Annotated in this window: 16 protein-coding genes and 4 pseudogenes; 6 read left to right on the top strand and 14 right to left on the bottom strand. The window is 47.3% G+C overall.

Annotated features, from left to right (window positions below):
- Positions 1–13: 13 nt before the first annotated feature.
- Together H6F88_RS06300 and H6F88_RS06295 are read right to left on the bottom strand one after the other, a co-directional pair.
- Positions 14–1,570, bottom strand: coding sequence for an amidohydrolase family protein (locus H6F88_RS06300; protein ID WP_190641894.1), 1,557 nt, complete (start codon positions 1,568–1,570; stop codon positions 14–16).
- Positions 1,560–3,092 carry an amidohydrolase gene (locus H6F88_RS06295; protein ID WP_190641893.1) on the bottom strand — a complete coding sequence of 511 codons (1,533 nt, stop codon included), beginning with the start codon at positions 3,090–3,092 and terminating at the stop codon, positions 1,560–1,562. Before H6F88_RS06295 ends, H6F88_RS06300 begins: the two co-directional genes overlap by 11 nt.
- A gap of 285 nt (positions 3,093–3,377) precedes the next feature.
- On the opposite strand from H6F88_RS06295, the gene H6F88_RS06290 reads away from it, so the two are divergent.
- The 3 genes from H6F88_RS06290 (at position 3,378) to speB (ending at position 6,088) form a co-directional block, all read left to right on the top strand.
- Positions 3,378–3,857, top strand: a complete 480-nt coding sequence (locus H6F88_RS06290) for an Lrp/AsnC family transcriptional regulator (RefSeq protein WP_190641892.1) — start codon at positions 3,378–3,380, stop codon at positions 3,855–3,857.
- Positions 3,858–4,153: 296 nt separating this feature from the next.
- Positions 4,154–4,948 carry a creatininase gene (locus H6F88_RS06285; protein ID WP_190641891.1) on the top strand — a complete coding sequence of 265 codons (795 nt, stop codon included), beginning with the start codon at positions 4,154–4,156 and terminating at the stop codon, positions 4,946–4,948.
- 150 nt (positions 4,949–5,098) lie between these two features.
- Positions 5,099–6,088, top strand: a complete 990-nt coding sequence (gene speB / locus H6F88_RS06280; protein ID WP_190641900.1) for an agmatinase — start codon at positions 5,099–5,101, stop codon at positions 6,086–6,088.
- A gap of 111 nt (positions 6,089–6,199) precedes the next feature.
- On the opposite strand, the gene H6F88_RS06275 is transcribed toward speB, so the two are convergent.
- A complete protein-coding gene (locus H6F88_RS06275; RefSeq protein ID WP_190641890.1) occupies positions 6,200–7,258 on the bottom strand; it encodes an ABC transporter substrate-binding protein in 1,059 nt (352 codons plus the stop codon).
- 18 nt (positions 7,259–7,276) lie between these two features.
- Entirely contained in the window at positions 7,277–8,038 is a 762-nt protein-coding gene (locus H6F88_RS06270) for a glucose 1-dehydrogenase (protein ID WP_190641889.1), read from the bottom strand.
- 277 nt (positions 8,039–8,315) lie between these two features.
- Here H6F88_RS06270 and H6F88_RS34320 point away from each other — a divergent pair.
- Positions 8,316–8,456 (top strand): annotated as a pseudogene (locus H6F88_RS34320) (IS5/IS1182 family transposase); the annotation flags it as partial.
- A 149-nt stretch (positions 8,457–8,605) separates the two neighbouring features.
- On the opposite strand, the gene H6F88_RS06260 reads toward H6F88_RS34320, so the two are convergent.
- From H6F88_RS06260 to H6F88_RS06245, 3 genes are all read right to left on the bottom strand, one after another.
- Complete coding sequence (locus tag H6F88_RS06260; RefSeq protein ID WP_190641888.1) at positions 8,606–10,999, bottom strand: hypothetical protein; 2,394 nt, start codon at positions 10,997–10,999, stop codon at positions 8,606–8,608.
- Between the two features lie 206 nt (positions 11,000–11,205).
- The gene (locus tag H6F88_RS06250; protein ID WP_190641887.1) at positions 11,206–15,462 is read right to left on the bottom strand and encodes an ATP-binding protein; all 4,257 of its coding nucleotides are present in this window, start codon (positions 15,460–15,462) and stop codon (positions 11,206–11,208) included.
- Entirely contained in the window at positions 15,459–15,701 is a 243-nt protein-coding gene (locus H6F88_RS06245) for a helix-turn-helix transcriptional regulator (protein ID WP_190641886.1), read from the bottom strand. Before H6F88_RS06245 ends, H6F88_RS06250 begins: the two co-directional genes overlap by 4 nt.
- 606 nt (positions 15,702–16,307) lie before the next feature.
- Here H6F88_RS06245 and H6F88_RS06240 point away from each other — a divergent pair.
- Positions 16,308–16,427 (top strand): annotated as a pseudogene (locus H6F88_RS06240) (IS6 family transposase); the annotation flags it as partial.
- 55 nt (positions 16,428–16,482) lie between these two features.
- On the opposite strand, the pseudogene H6F88_RS06235 reads toward H6F88_RS06240, so the two are convergent.
- Positions 16,483–17,194, bottom strand: a pseudogene (locus tag H6F88_RS06235) (IS6 family transposase).
- Between the two features lie 253 nt (positions 17,195–17,447).
- On the opposite strand from H6F88_RS06235, the gene H6F88_RS33880 reads away from it, so the two are divergent.
- Positions 17,448–17,582, top strand: coding sequence for a hypothetical protein (locus tag H6F88_RS33880; RefSeq protein WP_277882145.1), 135 nt, complete (start codon positions 17,448–17,450; stop codon positions 17,580–17,582).
- 20 nt (positions 17,583–17,602) lie between these two features.
- Here H6F88_RS33880 and H6F88_RS06230 read toward each other — a convergent pair whose 3' ends face one another.
- From H6F88_RS06230 to H6F88_RS06205, 6 genes and pseudogenes are all read right to left on the bottom strand, one after another.
- Positions 17,603–17,947, bottom strand: a complete 345-nt coding sequence (locus H6F88_RS06230; protein WP_190641885.1) for a hypothetical protein — start codon at positions 17,945–17,947, stop codon at positions 17,603–17,605.
- A 20-nt stretch (positions 17,948–17,967) separates the two neighbouring features.
- Complete coding sequence (locus H6F88_RS06225) at positions 17,968–18,153, bottom strand: hypothetical protein (RefSeq protein WP_190641884.1); 186 nt, start codon at positions 18,151–18,153, stop codon at positions 17,968–17,970.
- 171 nt (positions 18,154–18,324) lie between these two features.
- On the bottom strand, positions 18,325–18,549 hold the full coding sequence (locus tag H6F88_RS06220; protein WP_190641883.1) for a response regulator: 225 nt from the start codon (positions 18,547–18,549) through the stop codon (positions 18,325–18,327).
- Positions 18,550–18,584: 35 nt separating this feature from the next.
- Positions 18,585–19,688, bottom strand: coding sequence for a catalase family protein (locus H6F88_RS06215; RefSeq protein ID WP_190641882.1), 1,104 nt, complete (start codon positions 19,686–19,688; stop codon positions 18,585–18,587).
- Between the two features lie 453 nt (positions 19,689–20,141).
- A complete protein-coding gene (locus H6F88_RS06210) occupies positions 20,142–21,845 on the bottom strand; it encodes a protein adenylyltransferase SelO family protein (protein WP_190641881.1) in 1,704 nt (567 codons plus the stop codon).
- Between the two features lie 192 nt (positions 21,846–22,037).
- Positions 22,038–22,304: pseudogene (locus H6F88_RS06205) on the bottom strand (DDE-type integrase/transposase/recombinase); the annotation flags it as partial.

Below are 22,304 nucleotides of genomic sequence, written 5' to 3'. Positions count from 1 at the left end.
AACTGACTAGATTTTAGGAAGACATTTGCAAAGCTTCTTCAGAAACACGCATCGATGCATGGCTGTGATCACCATAGGCGACGTTAAACCGCTGAATAGGCAAAGGTTGAGTGAGCATCTTTTGAAATGCGGCATCCATTAACGGACGCAATGCTTTGCTTTGCTGATGCCACTGTTCACGGTAGGCATAGTATTCCTTCAGATGTTCGCTCAATTCTGCTAAAAGATCGGATTCATTGACCGTCAAAACCTGTCCGTTCTTCACGATCAACTGCCCGTTCACATAAACCTGCCGAATCGATCGCCCCCGCTCAGAATACACCAGATGAATCGGTAGCTGATTTCGAGGGGTAAACGACAAAGAGTTGAGGTCGTACAGCACAAAATCGGCTTTCATACCCGGAGCGATCGCCCCCACTTGATTCTGCAATAATGTCGATCGCGCTCCGCCGTAGGTTGCCCATTTGAGAATATCCACTGCTCTGGGATAGGATTCGTGTTTCTCATCGACGGTAGAATGTACCAAACCTGCCATTTTAATCACATCAAACAGGTTAAAACTGTCCATGCCATCCGTTCCCAACGCGACATTCACACCTCTGGAAACTAACTCACGAATCGGTGCAATGCCGCTACACAAGCGATGATTGCTCACCACGTTATGAACTACCGTTGCTCCAGCGTCCGCCACAAGATCTATATCCGCCTGGGATAACCAGACCCCGTGGGCGATCGTGGTTCGGTGCGTCAGAATTCCGTGTCGTTTTGCATAAGCAATCACGGATTCACCAAAGAATTCTGATCCGGTGACTGCCTGCATTCGAGTTTCTAACAGGTGAGTATGAATGGGAACGTTGAACTCCTCAGACAATGCAGCGATGCGGTACATTAATTCCGGGGTGACGCGCTGTGAGGCAGAGGGAGCTAGCATTGTTGTAATCAGGTTTGCCTGACCCTGCCAATCCCGATACAGTTGTCGAAAAATCGCTTCCCATTCTGCTGGAGTGCAGAAGCTTGCCGCAATAAAGCTTTGTTTCTGCTCGTCCTTGAGTTGATCCGTTAGGTAGGGAACGGTTTCGTGAAGGGGCTTATTGATAGCGTGCAGTGATAAACTCGCTCTCACTCCCAAATCGACATAGGCCCGGGCAACCGCCTCAAACATTTCGGGAGGCGTGTAGGGCAGGGCATAAATGTCGTCCTGCATCGTGGTCGTGCCGTTTTTCACCGCTTCCAGGGCAGCGACCATGGTACAGAGGTAATGCACACGGGAACTTAGCTTTTCGTTGGGAGGCAAATAAAGCATCCACTGTTCCAGCGGCAGAGCTTCATAGCCACACTTCTCTAAAATGCCAACAGTGGTGTGAGTATGGGCATCCACAAATCCAGGAGTCAACAAAAGATTGGTCGCATCAACTACCTGATCGGCAGCAATTTCCAGATTAGGAGCAACTTGGGAGATGCGATCGCCCTCCATCAAAACATCCACAGACTGAGGTGACAGATCCAAACTGCCATCTGCCTGCTGTGTGAAGGGGAGAACTGTTGCATTGCAAATCAGTTTACGAAGCATATTGGGGACGGCTAAAACGGTTGACTGAGAACGGTTGATTGAGAGCAGTGGACAAAGTTTTTTCGATCGCAGGGTGAATTCGCTCGGCTTGCTGCCAGATCTCCTTGCGATAGCTGGCATATTCCGGCATCCGCTCATGAAACTCCGCCAGAACATCAGCCTCATTCACAGTGAGAACGCGCCCATTTTCGACGACTAGCTGACCATTGATAAACACCTTGCGAATGGAACTGCCATTCTCGGCGTAAACCAGATGAATCGGCAGTTGATGACGGGGCGTAAAACTTAAGGTGTTGAGGTCATATAGGACAAAATCTGCTTTCATGCCTGGTGCGATCGCTCCCACATCCTTGTGCAACAGTGCCGATCTCGCTCCGCCGTAGGTCGCCCACTTCAATACATCTGCGGCTTTAGGGTAGCGATCGTAGGGATTATCCATTGCAGAATGGACTAGTCCTGCGGCTTTAATGACATCAAACAGATTGAACGAGTCATTGGAACTCATGCCATCTGACCCCAATGCAATATTGACTCCCGCATCCATCAACTCTCGAATCGGCGCAATGCCACTGCACAAACGATGATTGCTAACAATGTTATGAATCACCGTCGCGTTTGCGTCTGCAATTAACTCAATATCCTGCGGAGTGAGCCAGATGCCGTGGGCGATCGCTGTTCGATGGGTCAGTATTCCATGTCGTTTGGCATAAGCAACGACAGATTCACCGTACAGTTCAAGTCCCGTTATTGCCTGAGTTTTTGTTTCCAATAGGTGAGTGTGAATGGGTAGATCGTACTCTTCCGATAGGGAAGCGATCCGGTGCATTAACTCAGGTGTAACTCGTTGCGATGCAGAAGGGGCCAGAACCGTTGTCACCAATCCCTGATAGCCCTGCCATTTCTGATGAGCGTACTGAAACAGGTCTACCCACTCATCATCAGAGAGTATTTTCGTTGTCTCTAAATCGTGTTTGACATCGGGTGGCAAGAAATCGCCCAAATAAGGAATCGTGTCATGGAGCAGTTTATTAATCGTGTGTAGTGAGAGACTAACTCGCATTCCCACATCGACATAGGCTTGAGCGACCGCATCGAAGGTTTCTGGGGTGACATAAGGCAACTCGATCAGATCATCTTGAATCGTTGTGCCGCCATACTTCACCATTTCTAACGCACCGATCATCGTCCGCAAATAGCACAAACGTGGATCAAGGTGTTGTGATCGCAAAGGTGGGTAGGTATACAACATCCACAGCTCTAGCGGAGATGCTTCGTGGTTTCCCTTCTCTAAAATCTCAACCGAATGAGCGTGGGCATTGACAAAACCGGGAATCAAAAGCTGATCCGTTGCATCAATTACCTGTGCATCCGCTGAAGTAGATTCAATGTTAAGCGTAATTTGGGAGATGCGATCGCCTTCCACTAACACATCTGCAATCTGCGGTTCTAAATCGAGAGAACCATCAGTTTGCAATGTGAATGGAAGAATGGTGGCATTTTTAATTAAAACTGTATTTTTCACTATCTGATATCTCGACTAATGACAAGTTTAATAGTTTTTCAAAACATGCCTGGCTGTAGAAATTTAACAAACGCCAAACTGAAGATTGAGTTGTTTTAGCCGTTTGCGATAGGCGATCGACATCTTGTCAGCCATCAAAATCCTAACTTTTGAGCTTCACTTTAAGGAAAGCAGCAATCCAAAAAAGTTATTTGTAATACAATCGCAAGAGAGTTGTTTTAAGCTGCTAATATAGCAACTTAAAAGCTCAAAAGTTGTGATTTTCTACTGTATTTTTCTAGTGCTATGCCCCAGACCAACTCCGCCTCTACACCTCCCTTTGCACTAGATGATCTGGATCGTGACATTATTGGGTTATTGAAGATTGATGGGCGGATGTCGTTTACGGAAGTCGCCAAACGGTTAAGCCTTCCAGAGGCAACTGCTCGCTATCGAGTGCAGCGGCTTCTGCAATCCAAAGTTGTGAAAGTTCACGCAACGCTGAACCCAGAGCACTTGGGAACACCGCACGTCATGATTGTTCAACTGTTTGTGGAAAACGGCAAAATTGATGCCGTTGCAGAAGCCCTAGTTGAAATTGAAGAGGTCCAGTTTGTTGCAGTAACGGCAGGGCATCACAACATTGTGGTTGATGTTTTCTTTGGCACACATGATGAACTATTAGCCTTTTACACGAAGCTCCATCAAATTCCAGGCGTGATTCGTTATGAGTCTCAGGTGGTGATGAAACTGCTGAAAGCAGAATACAAGTATGTGTTGGGTTGAATTTTTAGGAGGGTAAAGATGAACAGTTATAAATTTTTGCTTTTACTATAAACGCAATTAAGGGGAATAAATATTCCTGAATTCTTAACTTCAAAATAGAAGCAAGACTTTATTGTTGATTTTAAGCTTAAGGTTATTGTGAATTTAGTAAAACTAACTTTTTTTAAGTATCAGGAATTACATAAACAGTTGCGTTCGTACTTCTATTCTGAGTTGAGCAATTGCAAGTGAGTACTTCGCCTCATTTGATAAAGTCACTTTGACAAACCGATTTTTGAAAGGGGAGCCAGTGTTTTATGCATCCACTGATGATGGGTTCGTTGAGTTGGGTTGAATACCAACAGCGTTTGCAAGAAGAGGATGCGATCGTTTTGCTTCCCTGCGGTGCATTGGAACAGCATGGTCCCCATTTGCCGTTAGGAACGGATGCGTTGATCAGTACCTCGGTTGCTCAAGGTATTGCAGAGCAAATTAATGGCATCGTTGCGCCAACGGTTAGCTACGGCTACAAGTCCCAGCCGAAATCGGGTGGCGGGCAGCACTTTCCAGGAACGACGAGTTTAGATGGCAATAGTTTGAGCCAACTGGTGCGAGATGTCATTCGGGAGTTGGCGCGGCAAGGGGCAACTAAAATCGTCGTGCTGAACGGACACTATGAGAATCAGTGGTTTCTCACGGAAGGAATTGATTTAGCCGTTCGGGATGTGGGAAGTGCATCAGCTCTACAAGTGATGCGAGTAGAGTATTGGGATTTTCTGACACCAGATATTCTAGACAAAGTGTTTCCCGATGGTTTTCCTGGTTTTGCGCTGGAACATGCGGCGGTGATGGAAACGTCATTGATGATGCATTTTCACCCTAAATTAGTCAGGCTACATCTGATTCCCGACGTTCCCCCCAGTGAGTTTCCGCTCTATGATATGTTTCCTCAATGTTCTGAGTGGGTTCATGCATCGGGGGTACTTTCTTCTGCAAAAGCCGCAACCCCGGAAAAGGGAGAACTGATGGCAAACCATGTGATCAAGGGAATTTCAGAGGCGGTTCGGCAAGCGTTTCAGGTAAAAGTACCCGTTTCTACAATGATGAAATAGCGAATGGGAAATAGCGAATGGTATGTAGGGGCAGGTTTAGCAAATAATTTGTTCGCTCTGTTATTGAGCGAACCGCTAAACCCGCCTCCACAGCTATCTGTCTTAATGGTTAAACCGCTTCATATCAATGTTTCGCATCAATCAATCCTCATGCAAGAACCCTATTTAAACCCAATTCAACCCACTAACGGTACGATCTTGCCTCGCTATGCAGGGGCTTCCACGTTTGCGCGATTGCCCGAACTGCGGGATGTGCCTCGTTGTGATGTGGCGATCGTTGGTATTCCCTTTGATGCGGGTACGAGTTTTCGTCCCGGCGCGCGGTTTGGTCCACAGGCGATTCGTCAAGCTTCCCGGCATTTACGGACGCACTACCACCCGGCTTATGATACTGAGCCGTTTATGGTACAGCAGGTTGCAGATGCGGGAGATATCGCTTGCAATCCCTTCAACATCAATGAAGCGATTCAGCAGATTGAAGCGGCTGCAACCGATTTACTGGAACGGTGTGGGGCGATCGTCAGTTTAGGTGGTGACCATACGATCGCCTACCCTCTCCTGAAAGCGATTAACCATCGCTATGGTCCAGTAGCATTGGTGCATTTCGATGCCCATCTCGATACGTGGGACACCTATTTTGGTGCGCCTTACACTCACGGCACTCCCTTTCGACGGGCAGCGGAGGCTGGCTTATTTTTGGACAGCGCCTCGATGCATGTGGGAATTCGCGGTCCTCTCTATAGCCGTAATGACTTAACGCAAGATGAAGAACTTGGGTTTCGAACTGTACATTGCGACGAGTTTGAAACCATCGGTATTGCAGGAGTAGTGGAACGCATTCGAGAGCGAGTGGGTGATTATCCCCTGTATTTATCTATTGATGTGGATGTTCTTGATCCGGCACATGCTCCGGGAACTGGCACACCAGAACTGGCGGGAATGACCAGTCGTGAGCTGTTAGGTGTATTGCGAGGATTGGCAGGTCTTTCTGTCATTTCAGCAGATGTGGTGGAAGTTGCGCCTGCCTATGATCACGCTGAAATTACTTCTCTTGCGGCAGCAACGATTGCTTATGAGTTGGTGAATTTGTTGGCAATCAGTCCAAAGCTAAAGCGTTATGCTGGTACGAGTTCAGGTTAGAACGGGGTGCGGGGGCTAAGCCTATGCACCCCCTACCGTAATGCTGCTCTGCGGGGCTTTTTTAATAAACTTTTGCGGTGCTGTGTGTCATACAGCGCCGCAAAAGTTTTGTTAGCCTTTCAAGTATTGTTCAACAAAGCGGCGATCGATATGAGCTTCAATGGAATCAAGCTGTTTGGTGACCATCTTTTGAGCTAGCATGAAGTCACCAATCACATTTGCAGAATAGGGAATAGACTCCATTGTTTCACCCATCTCAAATGCTTTGAGGGATTGCTCGGGCGTTAACCATGCGAACCCTTCTAGGATGGCGCTGTATTCTTCCACCGAAACACCCGCTTGCTCCGCTTCAATGGGTAACACTTCGTTTAAATTGGCTTTGCGGTAGTCTAAAGTTTCATACCAGGTTTTGACTAACGCCTGCACTGCCTCTGGTCGCTCTTCCAACACCTTCTCATGCACTACTAGCGCATCAGGAATCAGCCCGGGAATATCTTTACTGGAAAAAATTACTTTTGCTTTGCCCTCCTGTACCGCCTGGCTCACAAATGGTTCATAAGAATAGGCAGCATCAGTCTTGCCTACAATCAATGCAGCCGTTGCTGCATCTGCTGCTTGATTCACAATTTCCACCTGATCCGCAGGGATTCCCGCTTCCTCTAACGCCTTTAGAAATAACAAATGTCCAACCGTTCCAATTTCTACAGAAGCTCTCTTCCCTGCTAAATCCTGTATTGAGTTAACAGCGGGAGTTGCCAAAATTGCATCGGCTCCAAGGGAAAAATCGGTAATGGCAATCATTTTCGTCTTCAATCCGTTGGCAAATCCCGTTATGGCATCTGACAGCGTAATGCCTGCCACATCTAACTTGCCGCTATTGAATGCCGTTAGCTGATCCGACAGAACGGGAAACCAGGTTACTTCTACATCAATATTGTTTGCTTTAAACAGTTCTTTTTCTTGAGCAACTTTCCAGGGCATGAAGCCAGCCCAGAGGTTCATACCAATGTGCAGAGAGCGATTTTGAGAGGATTCTGAAGCATTCTCTGAAGTGCTGGCAGTCTGGCGGTTGCAACTGGCCATGGCGATCGCCGCTGCAACCGATAGTGAAGCAGACCGCAAAAACGACCGACGGGAAAACAACCTTGAAGACATTACACGATGGGTCATAGTGTTCCTATTGTGAAATTAAAAAATGGTTCGTCCACCATCTGCTACGATCGCCGCACCGTGTACGAAAGCGGCATCCTCACTGGCAAGAAAAACGGCAACGCGAGCAATATCCTCTGGCATTCCTAACCGCCCTGCTGGAATAGATTGAATCGTGGCAGCTTCTTCTGCACCGGGATCGGTTGCCAAAATAAACTCGTTCTGTAGCATGGGAGTGTCAACGGGTCCCGGACAGATGGCGTTAATCCGGATGCCTTTCGCTGCCCATTCCACCGATAGGGCTCGCGTAAAGGCTAAAACCCCTCCCTTTGTCGCGCAATAGGCGGTGTAAAGCGCCTGACCCATGATTGCCAGTTCAGATGCCGTGTTGATAATCACGCCACCTCCCTGCTGCACCATGTAAGGAATGGCGTGCTTACAGCCAAAAAACATCCCTTTGAGATTGACCCCAAACAAAAAATCCCAATCGGCTTCTGTCGTTTCCGTAATGGGCTTTAGAACGGAAACCCCTGCGTTGTTGTGCAGAATGTCCAATTGTCCAAATTGTTGGACGGTAGTGGCGATCGCATCAGCAACTTGCTGTTCCTGGGTTATGTCAACGACGAGGGCTTGAGCGACTCCGCCAGCTTGTTCAATTAAGTGTTGGGTTTTTTTAGCAGATTCTAAATTGCGATCGACAACGACTGCAATCGCACCTTCACTGGCGAACTGGACAGCAGTGGCTTGTCCAATTCCTGATCCGGCTCCGGTGATAAAGCTAACTTTGTTTTTCAGTCTCACAAGCGTATCTCAGTGCTTAATCGGTGATGAGCATAGACCGAAGAAAGCAAGGAAGTTGTGGCTAGAAATACACGTTCAAACAAAATCAGGACTTACGCAAGGGACATTGAACGGTTGTGTCGCAAAGATTCTTAAGTGACAAATGAACTGGCCTTGTTCGCATTGCTTCAAGCAATCACTCCAAAGAGTTCGCTGATAAACCTCGCTTGAGATACACTAGCCCCTTGATGGATTCCTTTGACTTGACCTTTGCCAATCATCTTCATGGCTACCTGAGATTGCAAATCCTCAACGCAAACCTTGTGCGAACGACCTGAGTAATGCCGAGTGGACAATCTTGAAACCACTTTTGCCTCAACCTAAAGGCTTCGGACATCCAGTAGAGGTCGATTTCAGAGAGATTCTCAATGGCATTTTCTAGGTTCAACGAACTGGATGTCAGTGGGAAATGCTGCCCCAGTAAACAAGCTTAACCTTGCTTTCCCCGTTCGACGTCTACACAAGCAAACCGCGTTGAAAGAGTTTTTGTGTGAAAGCTCCCGCGAAGCGAGAGCTTTCACACAAACATCATGATGAGGTTGGTGGCTGCTGCCTAACGAGGCGCTGCAAGATTGTTTTCCATTCACTTTCCATATTTTCACTAGCCATCAAGAGGAGTTGAATCTTCTGCTGAATTTCAGGCGTAGTTAATATACTTTGAGGCTGATGAGCAATAATTTGTACTTCGTATTGTGTAATAACTTGAACACTCTTGAGCAGCGTATCCAGCATCAGTTCTAGAGCCTGAGTTCGCTCTGCTTTGTGAGTTTGAAGCTGCACTTGTTTCTGCTGATTTGCAATTTGTAGAGCCTGAAGCAACAGATCTAATACCTGCTGATTGGGATATCGTAACGCCTGCCATTCCTGCAGGTACTGTAGCATTAATGCATCTTGGGTATACAGCGCTGTGTAAATCGGACTAAGAATATTGACTGTTGTTTCGCTAGGAGTAAGGTGAACAAATCGCTGCTTTAGTTTGCTTAAAGGATCTTCGGTTGGATAACCCGCCAAATAAGGAGCGTAGGCTTGAGGGGCATACAAGCTGATGTCTAGAAGCATGGACTGTATGCGATCGACTAGCTCCAAAAAAGGAGGTGTGTGCCGTTGAATAAAAGCAAGCGTGTGAGTTTCGATCTTGTTGACAACTTTAGGGATATTGAAGCGAACCCGTTCTTCACCAAGTGTGGCACCCAAATCAAGCAGATCTTTGGCAAGCCCTAATGCTTTGCGGCAAAACCCCATGTAACCCCTAGAGCGTGACGTAAATATGTTTAGCTGCAAAGAATTTTCTTCTGTTATTTCAGGATTTATAGTTGCAGTTGCCCATTTCCCTAAAAAGATAGGATAGGGGGCAACAATTAAGGACTCTCCTTGAATGCCCAAGAAATAGCGAAAATAGGGTCTTGGCAAGCTATATTGATGGTCAAAAAGTTTTTGTACTAAACCTGCCACTTCTGCATTTGAGGATTCAGCAAGCCTATCTAAATGCGGCTGTAACTCAAAATATGAGAGCCAGTAGTTTCCTGCTGGTCTCAGTCTTTCCACTAATTTGTTAATCAGAGTTGTATCTAAGAAGCGCAAACGTTCTTCACTGGCTGTCCATAGCTGAGTAATAGTTTCAAGGCAAACAAAAAACTGAGGATTACGGTGAGAAATAGTTACCTCAGGCAGAATAGGTGTCTGACTAGCTGAAGCCGCTTCTGAACGGAAAGATAATCTCAGGTCAATATGCATTCCCTCGCTAATATCTGTGAAATGGACTTCAATTTGTTCATTAGCTGCTAGTGAAGTCAGATCGGCACGAATTTCTGAACTTAAATCAACTTCTAGCAGTTTTTGCAGAGGAATTTTTGTTAGCTGAAAGTGCTTGAACTCCTCATCCTGAAAAAGTTCATACAAACTTATGAATCGGAATATTATTGAAGCCCTCTGCCACTTTCCTTGCTGCTTTCCTTGCAAATAAACAAAGCAGTAAAGCATTCCTAATAATTCAGGTACTCGTTTGTCGTTTAGCCTGAGACGAGGATAGAGTCTGGTACTGAGTTGAGCGGATGAAAAAATGAGGAGGCTATCATTCGGTGTCTCTGTCTGAAGAAACTCAATTGCAATTTCTTCTTGGTTTGACATCTCTTGATGAAATAAATCTTTGATTCGTGGTCTCAAAAATTTATAAGGTAGAACAATTTTTCCTTGAACTGCCAGGATAAACAGGCTTTTTTGAATGATTTCTGGTAAAGGATAATCATGTGCCTGATAATATCCATACTCTACTATAACTTCTATGAGAACAAGATATGAGACCTGCGAGGGCTGAAGCACAAATAAATCATGCCCCCTGCCATTTTTAATAGTAATTGTGCGATTTTGATTACTTAATTCTACTTTAATTCGATGCTGGGTTGCTAAACGCTGAAAGGCTGTTGGATTAAGGATTGAATCTAAGATTCTAGGGAAAAAACTAACAGGTTGAGTTTGGGCGGCAAGTTTGGTGAACTGAGATTCTGTTTGCTCAGTATCTAGCAGTTGCTTTAACCTATTCTCTAGAAGAATAGCGATCGCTTGATAAGTATTGGGTTCTGGGAATCGAATATAGGCCTGCGGCTGTCCCTCAGATGCAGGGGATGGTGTTATTTGAATATCTAGAAACGGATTGTTATTTACTTTCCCATTAACGGAGCTAATTCCTTGAAGCAGGAAAGAATTTAGGGTTGGAATAATTTTTATAGTTTCAAAATGTCGAAAGAGTTGAGCATTGTTTGCGCCTAAAATAGGTTCTAATTCTTGCCGACTGACACTTGTAATATGTTGGAAAACACGAAGTTGTGCAAATAATGTGTTTGACCGAAGCCAAGTAAAGCGGTTTCTTTGAGGTTCCGATCGTTTCCTTTGAAGTTGTCCTGGTTGTCGGCGGGTGCTATCCATGTTGGATTGGGTAAAGGTTTATCGGTTTCACAATTCGCTTGATGTTTCTATGGTCTTGCTCAATTATGTTATTCAAATACTTACTCTGCCGTAACTCGGTCTCTTCTGCGATCAATCATCGTCAGTGGGACAGCTTGTCCTTAACGACCAGTTTTTCTCGACTGCTATATAAAGGCGTTGCCTACAAAAAGCTGCCTGCCGCTGAATCATGGACGTCTCAGTACATTCCGTCCACATAGACGTGCGATCGTTTGCACCAATGCCTCTGGCTCTACAGGCTTTGTAAGGTGAGCCTGAAATCCTACTTGAAGCGTCCGCTGCTGATCAACCTCTGTGGCATAGGCGGTCAAGGCAATTGCTTTTAGCACCAGCGAATCTTCCTCTGGCGTTGTTTTCCCTTGGTCAAGTAAACGCGATCGAATCTGTTGCATCAGCATATAACCATCCATCTCCGCCATGCCAATGTCACTCACTAAGATATCAGGAGTGAACTGATCCAATGCTTGCAGTGCCTCGAACGCGGAAGCAACCGCTGTTACCTTTGCACCACCTTGTTCCAGCACAAATGTTTGAAATTCGCGAGCATCTGGCTCGTCATCAACCAGCAGAACGTGCAATCCAGTGAGGGGGTAAGAGATTGAGGGGGCAAGGGGGCGAGACTCTCTTCCACTTCTCCGCTGCTCTACTCCTTCACTCCTTGAAAGGGGCAGTTCAACAATAAATGTGGCTCCCATTCCTTCACCTTGGCTTTCTGCTTTGATCGTGCCACCGTGCATTTCCGTGATTTGACGGGCGATCGCTAATCCTAACCCTAATCCACCAAACTTGCGGGTCGTGGCTCCATCTTCTTGCCGGAAATGCTCAAAGATGTAAGGCAAAAAGTCTGGTTTAATGCCTTTTCCAGTGTCTTTGACCTGAATCTGTGTATTTGTACCCGTTGAGGATAGCTCGATGGTAATGTGTCCTCCAACAGGCGTGAACTTGACCGCATTGGACAGAAGATTCCAGACAACTTGCTGTAATCGCCCGGTATCACCATTCACAGGTCCAATGTTGGGTGAAATAATAGTTTGAATTTGCAGTGACTTCGCTTCGGCAGCAAGTCGAACGGTTTCTAATGCGGATGAGATGACGAAGCTTAGATCAACGGGTGCTGCGGTCAAAACCAGTTTGCCGCGCAAAATTCGAGAGATGTCGAGTAAGTCATCAATTAACTGCAATTGGAGTTGGGCATTGCGCTCAATCGTTTCCAAGGCATGAGTAGTCCTGGTTGTATCGAGCTTGCCGTTGCGAAGTAACTTTAACCAACCCAGAATAGGATTGAGGGGTGATCGTAATTCGTGAGAGAGTACTGCCAAAAATTCATCTTTAATGCGATTGGCAGTTTCGGCTTGCTCACGGGCTGTTTGTTCTTGTCCGAGGAGTTGCAAACGGGCTTGCTCAATCTGCTTCTGCGGTTCAATGTCGGTACACGTTCCAAACCATCTATAAATTCGACCTTGATCATCCTTGAGGGGAATCCCCCGCCCTAAAAACCAGCGATAACTGCCGTCAGTCCCCCGAAAGCGATACTCAACCTCGTAAATTTGACCACTGTTCAGGGCTGTCAGCCAGCGATCTTGCGTTACCTCCAAATCGTCTGGGTGAAGAATCGAGAGCCAATTTGAGCCACGCATTTGCTCGGCGGTCAATCCTGCATAATCACAAAACCGTTGATTAACGTATTCATTTTGTCCATCTGCATCGGTTATCCACACCAGTTGAGGAATTGCTTCAGCTAGAAGACGGTAGCGGGCTTCGCTTTCTTGCAGTGCGGACTCAGCTTGTTTGCGATCGCTGATATCACGCCCTGTGCCTGCCACCGCTTCGACTGCGCCATCTACATCGAACAGCGGCACAAAAATGTATTCATGAACCTTTGTACCCGAAGCACTGGTGTAGGGTGTTTCGTCTTTGAGCGGTTGGCGTGTGGTGATGACTTGTTGAATGTACTGCTGAAGGCGATCGGCTAATTCGGGTGGGTAATCGAGGTCAAAGAAGTTCTTACCGACAATGTCTGCTAATGGTTTTTGCCAGAGGTTAAGCAGTGGTTGGTTGGCATACGTCAACCGCCCTGCTAAATCAAAGGTGTAAATAAAATCAGAGATAGAAGACAATACCCGATCAAGGCGGTGACGAACGGCAGCCTGACGCGATCGCCCTAGCTCCACGTTCACCGCGACTCGTGCCAACAGTTCGCGAGTGCTAAAGGGTTTGACCAGGTAATCATCGGCTCCAGCACTTAGCCCTGCCACTGCCGCTTCTTCTCCAGCACGGGCAGACAGCAGCAGAATGGGAATCTCGCGAGTTTGTGGGTCGCGTCGCAATTGTTTGAGCAACTCAAACCCATCCATCCCCGGCATCATCACATCACTGAGGACTAAATCAGGAGTTGAAGCACGGGCGGCGTTGAGTGCGGCGGCTCCTTCGGTAAACACCTCAACCTGATAAAACTCGCCCAAGATGCGGTGCAGATAGTTCCGCATATCAGCATTGTCATCGACGAGAAAGATGCGAGCAGGGGAGGAAGCCGAGGGGGAGGGGGGGGAGGAAGGCGCATCTATATCGTTTCCGCGTAACCAACTGGATGCTTCTTGCACATAGGGTGTTGCACTATCTGTCAGTTGAGCCTGATTGTCCGAATAGCGAGTCTCTAAGGCTGAGACTACACCCACGCTCTGTGCGGAAACAGCAGGCATTAGGTTCATCGGCACTTGGACTCGAAACGTGCTGCCCTGACCCAGAGTACTCTCAACGGCGATCGTGCCTCCATGCAGTTGCACCAGTTCTTGCACCAGCGATAGCCCAATTCCAGTGCCTTCAAACGTCCGTCCCCAGGCACCTTCAACTCGATGAAATCGCTCAAATAATCGGGGCAGTTCGGCTTCAGGAATGCCCGTGCCCGTGTCACGCACCATCAGTTCCACCTGGTTGCCCACCAGATGCAGCGAAACCGTGATTTCCCCCTCAAAGGTGAACTTAAACGCATTCGAGAGTAGATTCAGCACAATTTTCTCCCACATATCCCGATCCACAGATACAGGTTGGGGCAAAGCGGGACAATCCATGATCAATCGCAGTCCCGCTTGCTCAATGGCAGACTGAAATAGACTGGTTAATTCGACGGTATAAGTGGCGAGATCCGTAGGCTCAAAATGTGCTTGTGCCCGTCCGGCTTCGATCCGCGAAAAGTCAAGCAGGGTATTGACGAGCTTGAGTAGCCGTTGAGCGTTGCGTTGGGCGATCGTGATTTGCTCTCGTTCAGCGGGTGGCAACTGGTTACTCTGTAGCACCTCTTCTAGAGGATTGAGCATCAACGTTAAAGGGGTGCGAAACTCATGACTGACATTAGAAAAGAAGGTGGTCTTTACCCGATCGAGTTCGGCTAACATTTCGGCACGACGGCGCTCTTCCTCATACGCCTGGGCATTGCGAATCGATACGGAAACCTGTCCGACTAACAACTCATAGAACGAGCGGTAGCCCTCATCGAGTGCCCGATTGGGGTTCACGCCAGCCACCAGAATGCCCAACGGCGCAGTTTGATTTGAGGAGGCGATCGGCATCATCAGAGCCGTTTGAACTGGCTCATTCCACGGTCCTCCGGGCACTGTCATGTGGTGATCCAATGCTTCCACTAAAACAGTTTCACCGGCTGCCGCTGGCGCAAACGACCAAAGTGGGTGACTTGTCGCTGAATCAGTCGCTAAATCGATTGAATGGGGACAAAGCTGTTCGTCTACTGTTAAACCCACTGTCCCTTGTAGGGTAAGCGTCCTGCCGTCCGCCTCTCTTAGATAAAGGAGTGCAAACGGAACGTCTAAGGCATGAGCCGCGATCGCCGACATCAAGTCCTGACACGTGTCCTGCACACTGCGTGTTTCACCCGCTTGGGCAGCCAGATCTCGCAACAGTCGGAGTCGCCGTTCTCCTAAAACTTGTTGCGTTACCTCGCTACAGACCGCCAGCATTCCCACAATCTGTCCTGCATCATCTTCGGCTGGAGCATGGGAGACGCTAAAGTAAGATTCTTCTCGATATCCGGCACGTTCTAGAACCAGCGGCAGTGCCGGAGTCCAGTTTGCGACCCCCGTTGCCATTACTCGTTGAATCATGGGTCCGAGCGTATCCCAAGCTTCTGCCAGTGTTCCCCGGATATCCGTTCCTAGGGCTGCTGGATGCTTATCCCCAATTAACTGGGAGTAAGCATCGTTGTAAAACTGCGTGAACTCGGCTCCCCAAGTCAGCACCATTGGGTAACGCGAGGTAAGTAATGTCTTGACCAGTGATTTGAGGCTTTGTGACCAGGACTGCACTGACCCAACGGGTGTTTGCGACCAATCGAGCAATCTCATCAACTCACCCATTTCGCCACCGTTCGCAAAAATGGAGTTGGCAGCCCTGGGCTCCACTGAACCTGTCATTGCTGCGGCTTCCTGAAATATTGAGCAAGAAGGTCTGCGCCCTGTTCCCCCATCTGCTGTAGTAGCAGTTCGATCTGCTTCAATGCAATTGGTAGGGGCTTTGTGCGTCCGTTTTCCCAACGATTCACACTTTGAAAGGAAACTCCCAGCTTTTCGGCAAATTTAACTTGTGAGAGATCCAGCCGCTGTCGCGTTTCTCGTACCAAGGCTGCCAGTTCTGACTGCTCGATTGCAGGCATAGAAACCCTACTATTAAATTCCATTCATTAGCTATACCACCTGGTATAGTTTTGTTCCGTCTATCTAAAGAGGTACAAGGAGGTAGAAATAACCTGGCAACACGTTGAGATTCAAAGATTGTTTGAGTGTTTCTAATGAACAAGATTAGGTTGCTTACGAACTCCGCGAAAAGAGTCATTTTCGACATTGATGCTAACTGTTAACGTTTGAGTTCAGCGGCGCGTAGGAACTTTGAAAATGAGAAACTAAGCTAATGTATATGCCCGCTGCACGCCTTTGTTAGAGTTCGTTCCTTCGGCAATGAGGTACATCTGACAAGTGCGCTGCCTCGCTAAAATCTTTCAACTCCATGAACCACATAAGATTTGCAAGCAAATCCTTCGGCGCATGAGCAGCAAGCTGCTTCCCATTTTTACCCTGCTCGACTCTAACTTGCATCTCCAAACTATCTTTAGCCTTCCGATATATTGCTGCGAGATAGTAGCGGTGCTTTAGTCCTGGTAGGGAATCGAAAGGGCGAAGTTGCAAGACTCTTTTTAGGGTTGTGTCGCAAAAACGGGTCACTGGTAAGGTAGGTACGTCCAGATTTGCCTTCTTCCCCTTCAATGTCTACTCCTACTTTATTCAAGTGGCGGCACTTTTTGCCCGAAATCATCCTACTCAACGTACGGTGGTACTGCCGTTACGCCTTGGGCTACCGAGATCTGGAGGAGATAATGCAGGAGGTTGTGTTGCAAAGATTCTTAAGTGATAAATGAACTAGGACTTGTTCGCATTGCTTCAAGCAATCACTCCAAAGAGTTTGTTGATGAACCTCGCTTGAGATACACTAGCCCCTTGATGGATTCCTTTGACTTGACCTTTGCCAATCATCTTCATGGCTTCAATCCCACGTAATGTTCTCCCTGCTGTGTTGAATGATTGAAATCCCATCATCGGCTTGACAATTCGTTTCACGTTCCGACGGTCTTGCTCAATGAGATTGTTCAAATATTTGCTCTGCCGCAATTCGGTCTCGGCTTTTAATGTTTTATCTTGCTTCAATGCATCCATTGCTACAGGATAAGCCGCATTTTTATCGACGGTAATCACTCATGGAGCTTGAGTATGCGGGGCTCCCAACACTTTGCGAAAGAATCGGGCGGCAGCTTTAACATCTCGTTTCGCACTGAGCATAAAGTCCAGCGTGTTGCCCTGCGAATCGACAGCAAGGGTACAGATACTTCCACACGCCCTTGATTTTGATATAAGTCTCGTCCACCCGCCACGAATCGTTCGTCGGTTTCAGATGCTGTCGTATCTGTTTGTCTAGCTCTGGTGCATACTTCAAAACCCAGCGATTGATCGTCGAGTGATCCACCCCCACGCCCCGCTCTTGCATCATCTCCTCCAAATCTCGGTAGCTCAAGGCGTAGCGGCAGTACCACCGCACGTTCAGCAGGATGATTTCGGGCAAAAAGTGCCGCCATTTAAACAGGGAGGACGTAGACATTGGAGAGCGAGTCAGTGGAGCTGGGCTTGTCCTACCTTACCATTGACCAGTTTTTGCGACACAACCATTACAACTGCCGTAGCTTGTACCGCAGATGATGGTCGTTTCGTAGTTGGAATTTACCCTGTTGATTTAGAGCCAGCACAATCAGCCTCTAAAGAACAGTCATAGCCCGATTACTCCAACACACAATTCTCCTATTTCCTATGGAGGATTGTGTGTTGAAGCGCAATGATATAAGGATAGGCATACGTTGGTAGAGGTAAAAGTAGGGGCGATCGCCCCTACTATTCACACAACCGCTCGAACTTCTCAAGCTTTTGCTGTAGTACCCCCGATCTCTCGCTCCAGTCGCTTCAGTTCCTTGCCACGGGCGATCGCCCTCTGACCTGCTCCTGGTTGGGATGGTTAAGAGATGCGATCGGGGCGATCGGATGGGCGAGGTTGATCAAGGTTCACCCAAGATGGAACGGTGATAATGGGATTGGGTTGCTCAACTTCATTACTAAAGGAATTAGGTTGCTCAACTTCATTGTTAAGAAGCTGTATCTCTGTTTGTTGCCTTAAGTCAAGTAGCGTAAATTCGACTAATTGCTCGATCAGCGTTTTAAGTAACTCTCTCTGTTGGGTGTTTAATTCGCTAGCGAGCAAATAGAACAGATGTGCATTATTTGGAGAAGCAGGATGCTTGTAATAGTTTTCAACGATTTGATCTCTCCACTTTAGAGGATCATTATTTTCTGCATCATTCATTGTTATTGCTCTAGTTGCGTTCAAACTTGTGGGGTAGTGCCTAACTCTTCACCAATCAGGCTTTGCAGTCGTGCCAGCAGTTTTGTTTTCTCCTCCTGATTGGCTTCTGAGGACTCCAATCTGGCGATCGCCTCCTCTGCTGTGCCTAGATAATCCAGCACTCGCTGCTTAGGCTTGAGGCAATCATCAGCTCGGTAGTTTTCCACCCAGTAGTAGTAAAAATAGTCTTTTTGCCCTTCCGAAGTGCGCTTGTGAACTCATTTGCGGCGAATGAAGGACATGCTTTGTAGTGCCTAACTCTTCATCCATCATAGCAAAAGTTAGGCACTACACTTCTAAATCTTGCATTGCTCTAGGTCTTTCCGTCAGTGCTGCCATCAAATTCCACAGGCAGCCATCTCTAGCACAGCTTGTAGTAACGTATTTTGCTCAACAGGCTTAGCCAAATGCTGCTGAAAACCTGCTGCAAGCGCTTGCTCTCGATCTGATTCTTTGGCATTAGCTGTTAGTGCAATTATCTCTATCTGAAATCCACCCAAGCAGGCAATTGACGATAACTCCATCCCCTTCTGACTCGTTTTGCCGATCGTGATCGCGCCCATTGAGGGCAGCACGAACTCCGGTTCAGAGGAGCTTCCTAGTCCGGCATTTCCTCGATGCTTCGCGGTTCCCTCTTGGGCTGCTGGTTCATCTGATGACGGTAACGACTGGACACCTCATAGACTTCCTTACGTAAACGCTGAATCGACCCCAGCGGCTGATGCTCTGCAATACAATGCCAGGCGTCGAACGACAAAACGTCATCTACGTACACCTGCCGGGCAGGACTGTATGCCTCCTGCATCCCAATTGTGAGTTTGGCGATCGCCTGGTAAGGACTTTCCCCCTCTGACCACTCAATCGACGAATCCTCGATCGGCATCGTCTCCAGATTGGTGCAAAGCTGGACACGGAGTTCATACTCGGCAGACTGTTGCCGGAAGAACTCAACGATTAGATCTCGCAGTACAGAAGCGTTCTGTGTATCAATGCGTTTGTCAATGAGCGGCTGAAGGTTGGCAGAGACGGGAGTGACACTCAATTTAGCAATATAGTCGCCATAGCGCAGGGCAGCAGAGGTATAGTAGGTTTCCCCCAGAATGTGCGTTTCGGGCTGGGTGAGACCTAACGCACTCGGATAGAGGTTGATCCCTACTTTCTGAGTCATTGCATTGGTCATTCGAGCAACCGTTCCAAATAGCTGTTGTGCCTCCTCTGGGGCTCTGACCACAACCTTTTCCTGGAGCAACTGTTCCGGGAGAAAGCGAGCAATAGTGCCCGATGGAAAAACCGGACTGTTGATCATCAAAAAGTCTTGAGTTACGGCATCAGGTTCCGTCTCCAGAAGCTTCGGTCCTGCCACGTCAATGACCTTGATGGCCATGCCGCGAAAGCAAGATAGACCATCCGGCATGATGTCACCGGGGACGGTTGAGAAGCGAATCATCACCGGATAAGTGCGGGGTTGGCAAAACAATCCCTGCGCGAGATGGGCAGGCAAGTTGTCGTAGATCCTCAGTTCCCCCTTCAGTCCGCCATGACTCTTGGCATGAGCCCCCCGCATGGCATGGCGATGCTTATCAAACACCTTCTGCCCCTGCCGGGCAACGGAATCAACAATTTCGCGAATCAGCCGCTCCTCGTCGGGTTGATTGACTTCTACAGTTTGGGAGTAACGGATGTATGGTTTGGGGGTGAGCATTGAGCGATCGATTCTGTGGGAACTGAACTTATATATCTGTAGTTTAAGGATTTGCTCCTGGCTCCTGCACTTCATCCTACTTAAGGAGGAAATGACTCAGAAGGCAAAACGGCAAAACGTTCTCGATGACCGCATTGAATCCGGTTGTTTAGCAAACGCGGCAAAAACAACTTTAAGGCTAGAACCTTTGCTGAGCGAATGTTTCGACCTCTCTTTTCTGTAGAATTCAAGGCATTCAAGACATTCAAATCGTTAAAACCTTTGATGAGTAAAGCTTTCAAGCGTTTTCAGGATTATACAGATGTTGGCATTCTTCTGTTGCCGTCAATAGCTCTGGGCTGGATTTAGATTAAATTACCGTTTAGTTATAGTCTGAAACCGTTGATTTTTTTGTTGAGCCAAAAGTCTAGAACTACGTACAATCGTTTGATTAGTTGCTTGTCACGCAGCTATTCAAGATGAACAGCTATAGTGCGACACGCCACCCGTGTTAAAAAACGCCTTAGGTCTTAGACGATAGTATTTATCTTCTACGTCTTGTGATTGCTCATCATATGGATAGCTAAGGACTTCTTGCAACTCTTTAACTAAAGTATAGTCACCCTGCATGGCTTGTTGGTAGGCAGGGGCAATCAACCACTCTCGCCATGTGTATTTTGGGTTCGTCTGTTTCATCTTTGTTGATATCTCAGCCAAATTGCCGTCGTTAATGACGAGGTCGCGCCAGCTTTTTAGCCAAGATTGCCATTGTTCATCGAGTAGTGGTGAAGTTTTAACGTAGAAGCTTTTTTTCAATGCTGAGATATCATCTGGTATATGGGACAACTCGCGGAAGAAAATGGTGTAATCTACCTCTGAGTCAGTCATTAACTGCATTAATTTTTCAAATAGCTTTGGGTGATATTCAGTCAAGCCAAGTTTGTCCGCCCACATTTTTTGGATTTGTTTTTGCATGGCTTCTGAAAAGCCGCGGCCTACTTGGTCGAACTGTTCTAACGCTTCAGCATCTTCTGTAAGTAGCAGTCTCACTGCTTTCCAAAACATGTAATAATTTGCTTCTGCTGCAATGGGCTGATTGAAGAATGAAAAGTGCTCGCCACCACCAGTCCAAGATTGAAACCAAGGGTCAAATTTTTCACAAAATCCAAAGGGTCCATAGTCTAGGGTAAAGCCTCCAGCAGCGCAGTTGTCACTGTTAAAATTACCCTGGCAATAACCAACACGTAGCCAATTAGCCACCAGTGAAGTGAGACGCTGGCGAAATAGCTTAGCCAACTCAACTAATTGATCGGCAAAACCAAGGCTTTGATTAATGTCGCTTTTGTACTCTCGCTCAATTAAGTGCGACACTATCATGCTCAACTCTTCTAATGCTTTTGGATGAGCATTGCTACGAGTGCGGCGGGCAAATAACTCTAGCTGACCAACGCGCAAAAAGGAGGGTGCAACGCGAGTTGAAATGGCTACAGGATTGTCCACCAAAACATCAGGGTCAATAGAGTAGGAATCTTGAGAATACCAAGGACGGGTAACGGTCTCAGATTTAGAAACATACAGTATCAAAGAGCGCGATGTTGGCACACCTAACGATTGCATATAGTCTTGCGCTAGAAACTCACGCACACTTGACCGGAGGACAGCGCGCCCGTCGGCACCCCGGCAATAAGGCGTTGGGCCACCCCCTTTCAATTGCATTTCCCAGCGCTGTCCATTGATGATTCCTTCAAATACAGATATCGCTCGACCATCGCCATAACCATTACCCGTACCAAATAGACATTGTTGGGTATATTCGGTGCCATAAATCGACAGGGCATAACCCGTCGCCCAGCCCACCTGACGCATCGGCTCGTGGGCAGCAGAGAGATCACCAGAAAATACACGGCGAAATTTTTCATTAAGCGCCAGTCCATCGCTCAACCCAAGTTCCTTAAAAAAGGTGCGGCTATGAGCTACATATTCTGGGTCTGCAAGCGGCGTGGGTGTCACAGGTACGAAATGACCAGAAAAAACCTGGCGGGCTCGGTGATCATCACCATCTCCAGTGGCATCAGGATCGGCATTTAAGGTATCCATCAGAGAATAATCCGCCAATTGCACAAACTCATCGAAGGTTGTTACACAAGGCTCAGCAGAGGGTTTAGATGGATATGACATTGTTGCTAGCGCCGATATTGTCGGGAAGGATTCATGTTTAATTGAGGACTTTGAAGAGGCTAACATATTAAATGTGAAGCTTTCCAGACTAACCGACTTATTAGTGGGGGTGATTGAGGCAGACCACCTTGAATTCCTGGTTGTGTCGCAAAAACTTATCAAGGACAAACAATCGGTATCGTTAGCATTCCCTTAAGCAGCAATTCCAAAGAGCGCATCAATCAATTTGGCTTGAGAGACACCATCCCCCTGATCAATTCCATTCACTTGTCCTTTACGAATCATATTCATCGCTTCAATCCCACCCAGAGTTCTTCTGGCACTATTGAACGACTTGAATCCCATCATCGGTTTCACAATGCGCTTGATGTGCCGATGATCCTGCTCAATAGTGTTATTGGGATACTTGCTCTACCTCAGTTGGGTCTCTGGATGAATCGCCTCATCCGCTTTGAGCGT

It is taken from the genome of Oculatella sp. FACHB-28 (genome assembly GCF_014696015.1).
Taxonomy (GTDB): domain Bacteria; phylum Cyanobacteriota; class Cyanobacteriia; order Elainellales; family Elainellaceae; genus JAAUTN01.
The sequence above is the reverse complement of the archived record's forward strand: the minus strand, read 5'-3'. Positions and strand labels throughout refer to the sequence as shown.

What these genes read in the sequence shown, in the direction of transcription:
- H6F88_RS06300 (WP_190641894.1), bottom strand. Translation starts at nt 1,570, where the DNA reads ATGCTTCGTAAACTGATTTGCAATGCAACAGTTCTCCCCTTCACACAG.
- H6F88_RS06290 (WP_190641892.1), top strand. Translation starts at nt 3,378, where the DNA reads ATGCCCCAGACCAACTCCGCCTCTACACCTCCCTTTGCACTAGATGAT.
- H6F88_RS06285 (WP_190641891.1), top strand. Translation starts at nt 4,154, where the DNA reads ATGCATCCACTGATGATGGGTTCGTTGAGTTGGGTTGAATACCAACAG.
- speB (WP_190641900.1), top strand. Translation starts at nt 5,099, where the DNA reads ATGCAAGAACCCTATTTAAACCCAATTCAACCCACTAACGGTACGATC.
- H6F88_RS06275 (WP_190641890.1), bottom strand. Translation starts at nt 7,258, where the DNA reads ATGACCCATCGTGTAATGTCTTCAAGGTTGTTTTCCCGTCGGTCGTTT.
- H6F88_RS06260 (WP_190641888.1), bottom strand. Translation starts at nt 10,999, where the DNA reads ATGGATAGCACCCGCCGACAACCAGGACAACTTCAAAGGAAACGATCG.
- H6F88_RS06250 (WP_190641887.1), bottom strand. Translation starts at nt 15,462, where the DNA reads ATGACAGGTTCAGTGGAGCCCAGGGCTGCCAACTCCATTTTTGCGAAC.
- H6F88_RS06245 (WP_190641886.1), bottom strand. Translation starts at nt 15,701, where the DNA reads ATGCCTGCAATCGAGCAGTCAGAACTGGCAGCCTTGGTACGAGAAACG.
- H6F88_RS06230 (WP_190641885.1), bottom strand. Translation starts at nt 17,947, where the DNA reads ATGAATGATGCAGAAAATAATGATCCTCTAAAGTGGAGAGATCAAATC.
- H6F88_RS06220 (WP_190641883.1), bottom strand. Translation starts at nt 18,549, where the DNA reads ATGGGCGCGATCACGATCGGCAAAACGAGTCAGAAGGGGATGGAGTTA.
- H6F88_RS06215 (WP_190641882.1), bottom strand. Translation starts at nt 19,688, where the DNA reads ATGCTCACCCCCAAACCATACATCCGTTACTCCCAAACTGTAGAAGTC.
- H6F88_RS06210 (WP_190641881.1), bottom strand. Translation starts at nt 21,845, where the DNA reads ATGTCATATCCATCTAAACCCTCTGCTGAGCCTTGTGTAACAACCTTC.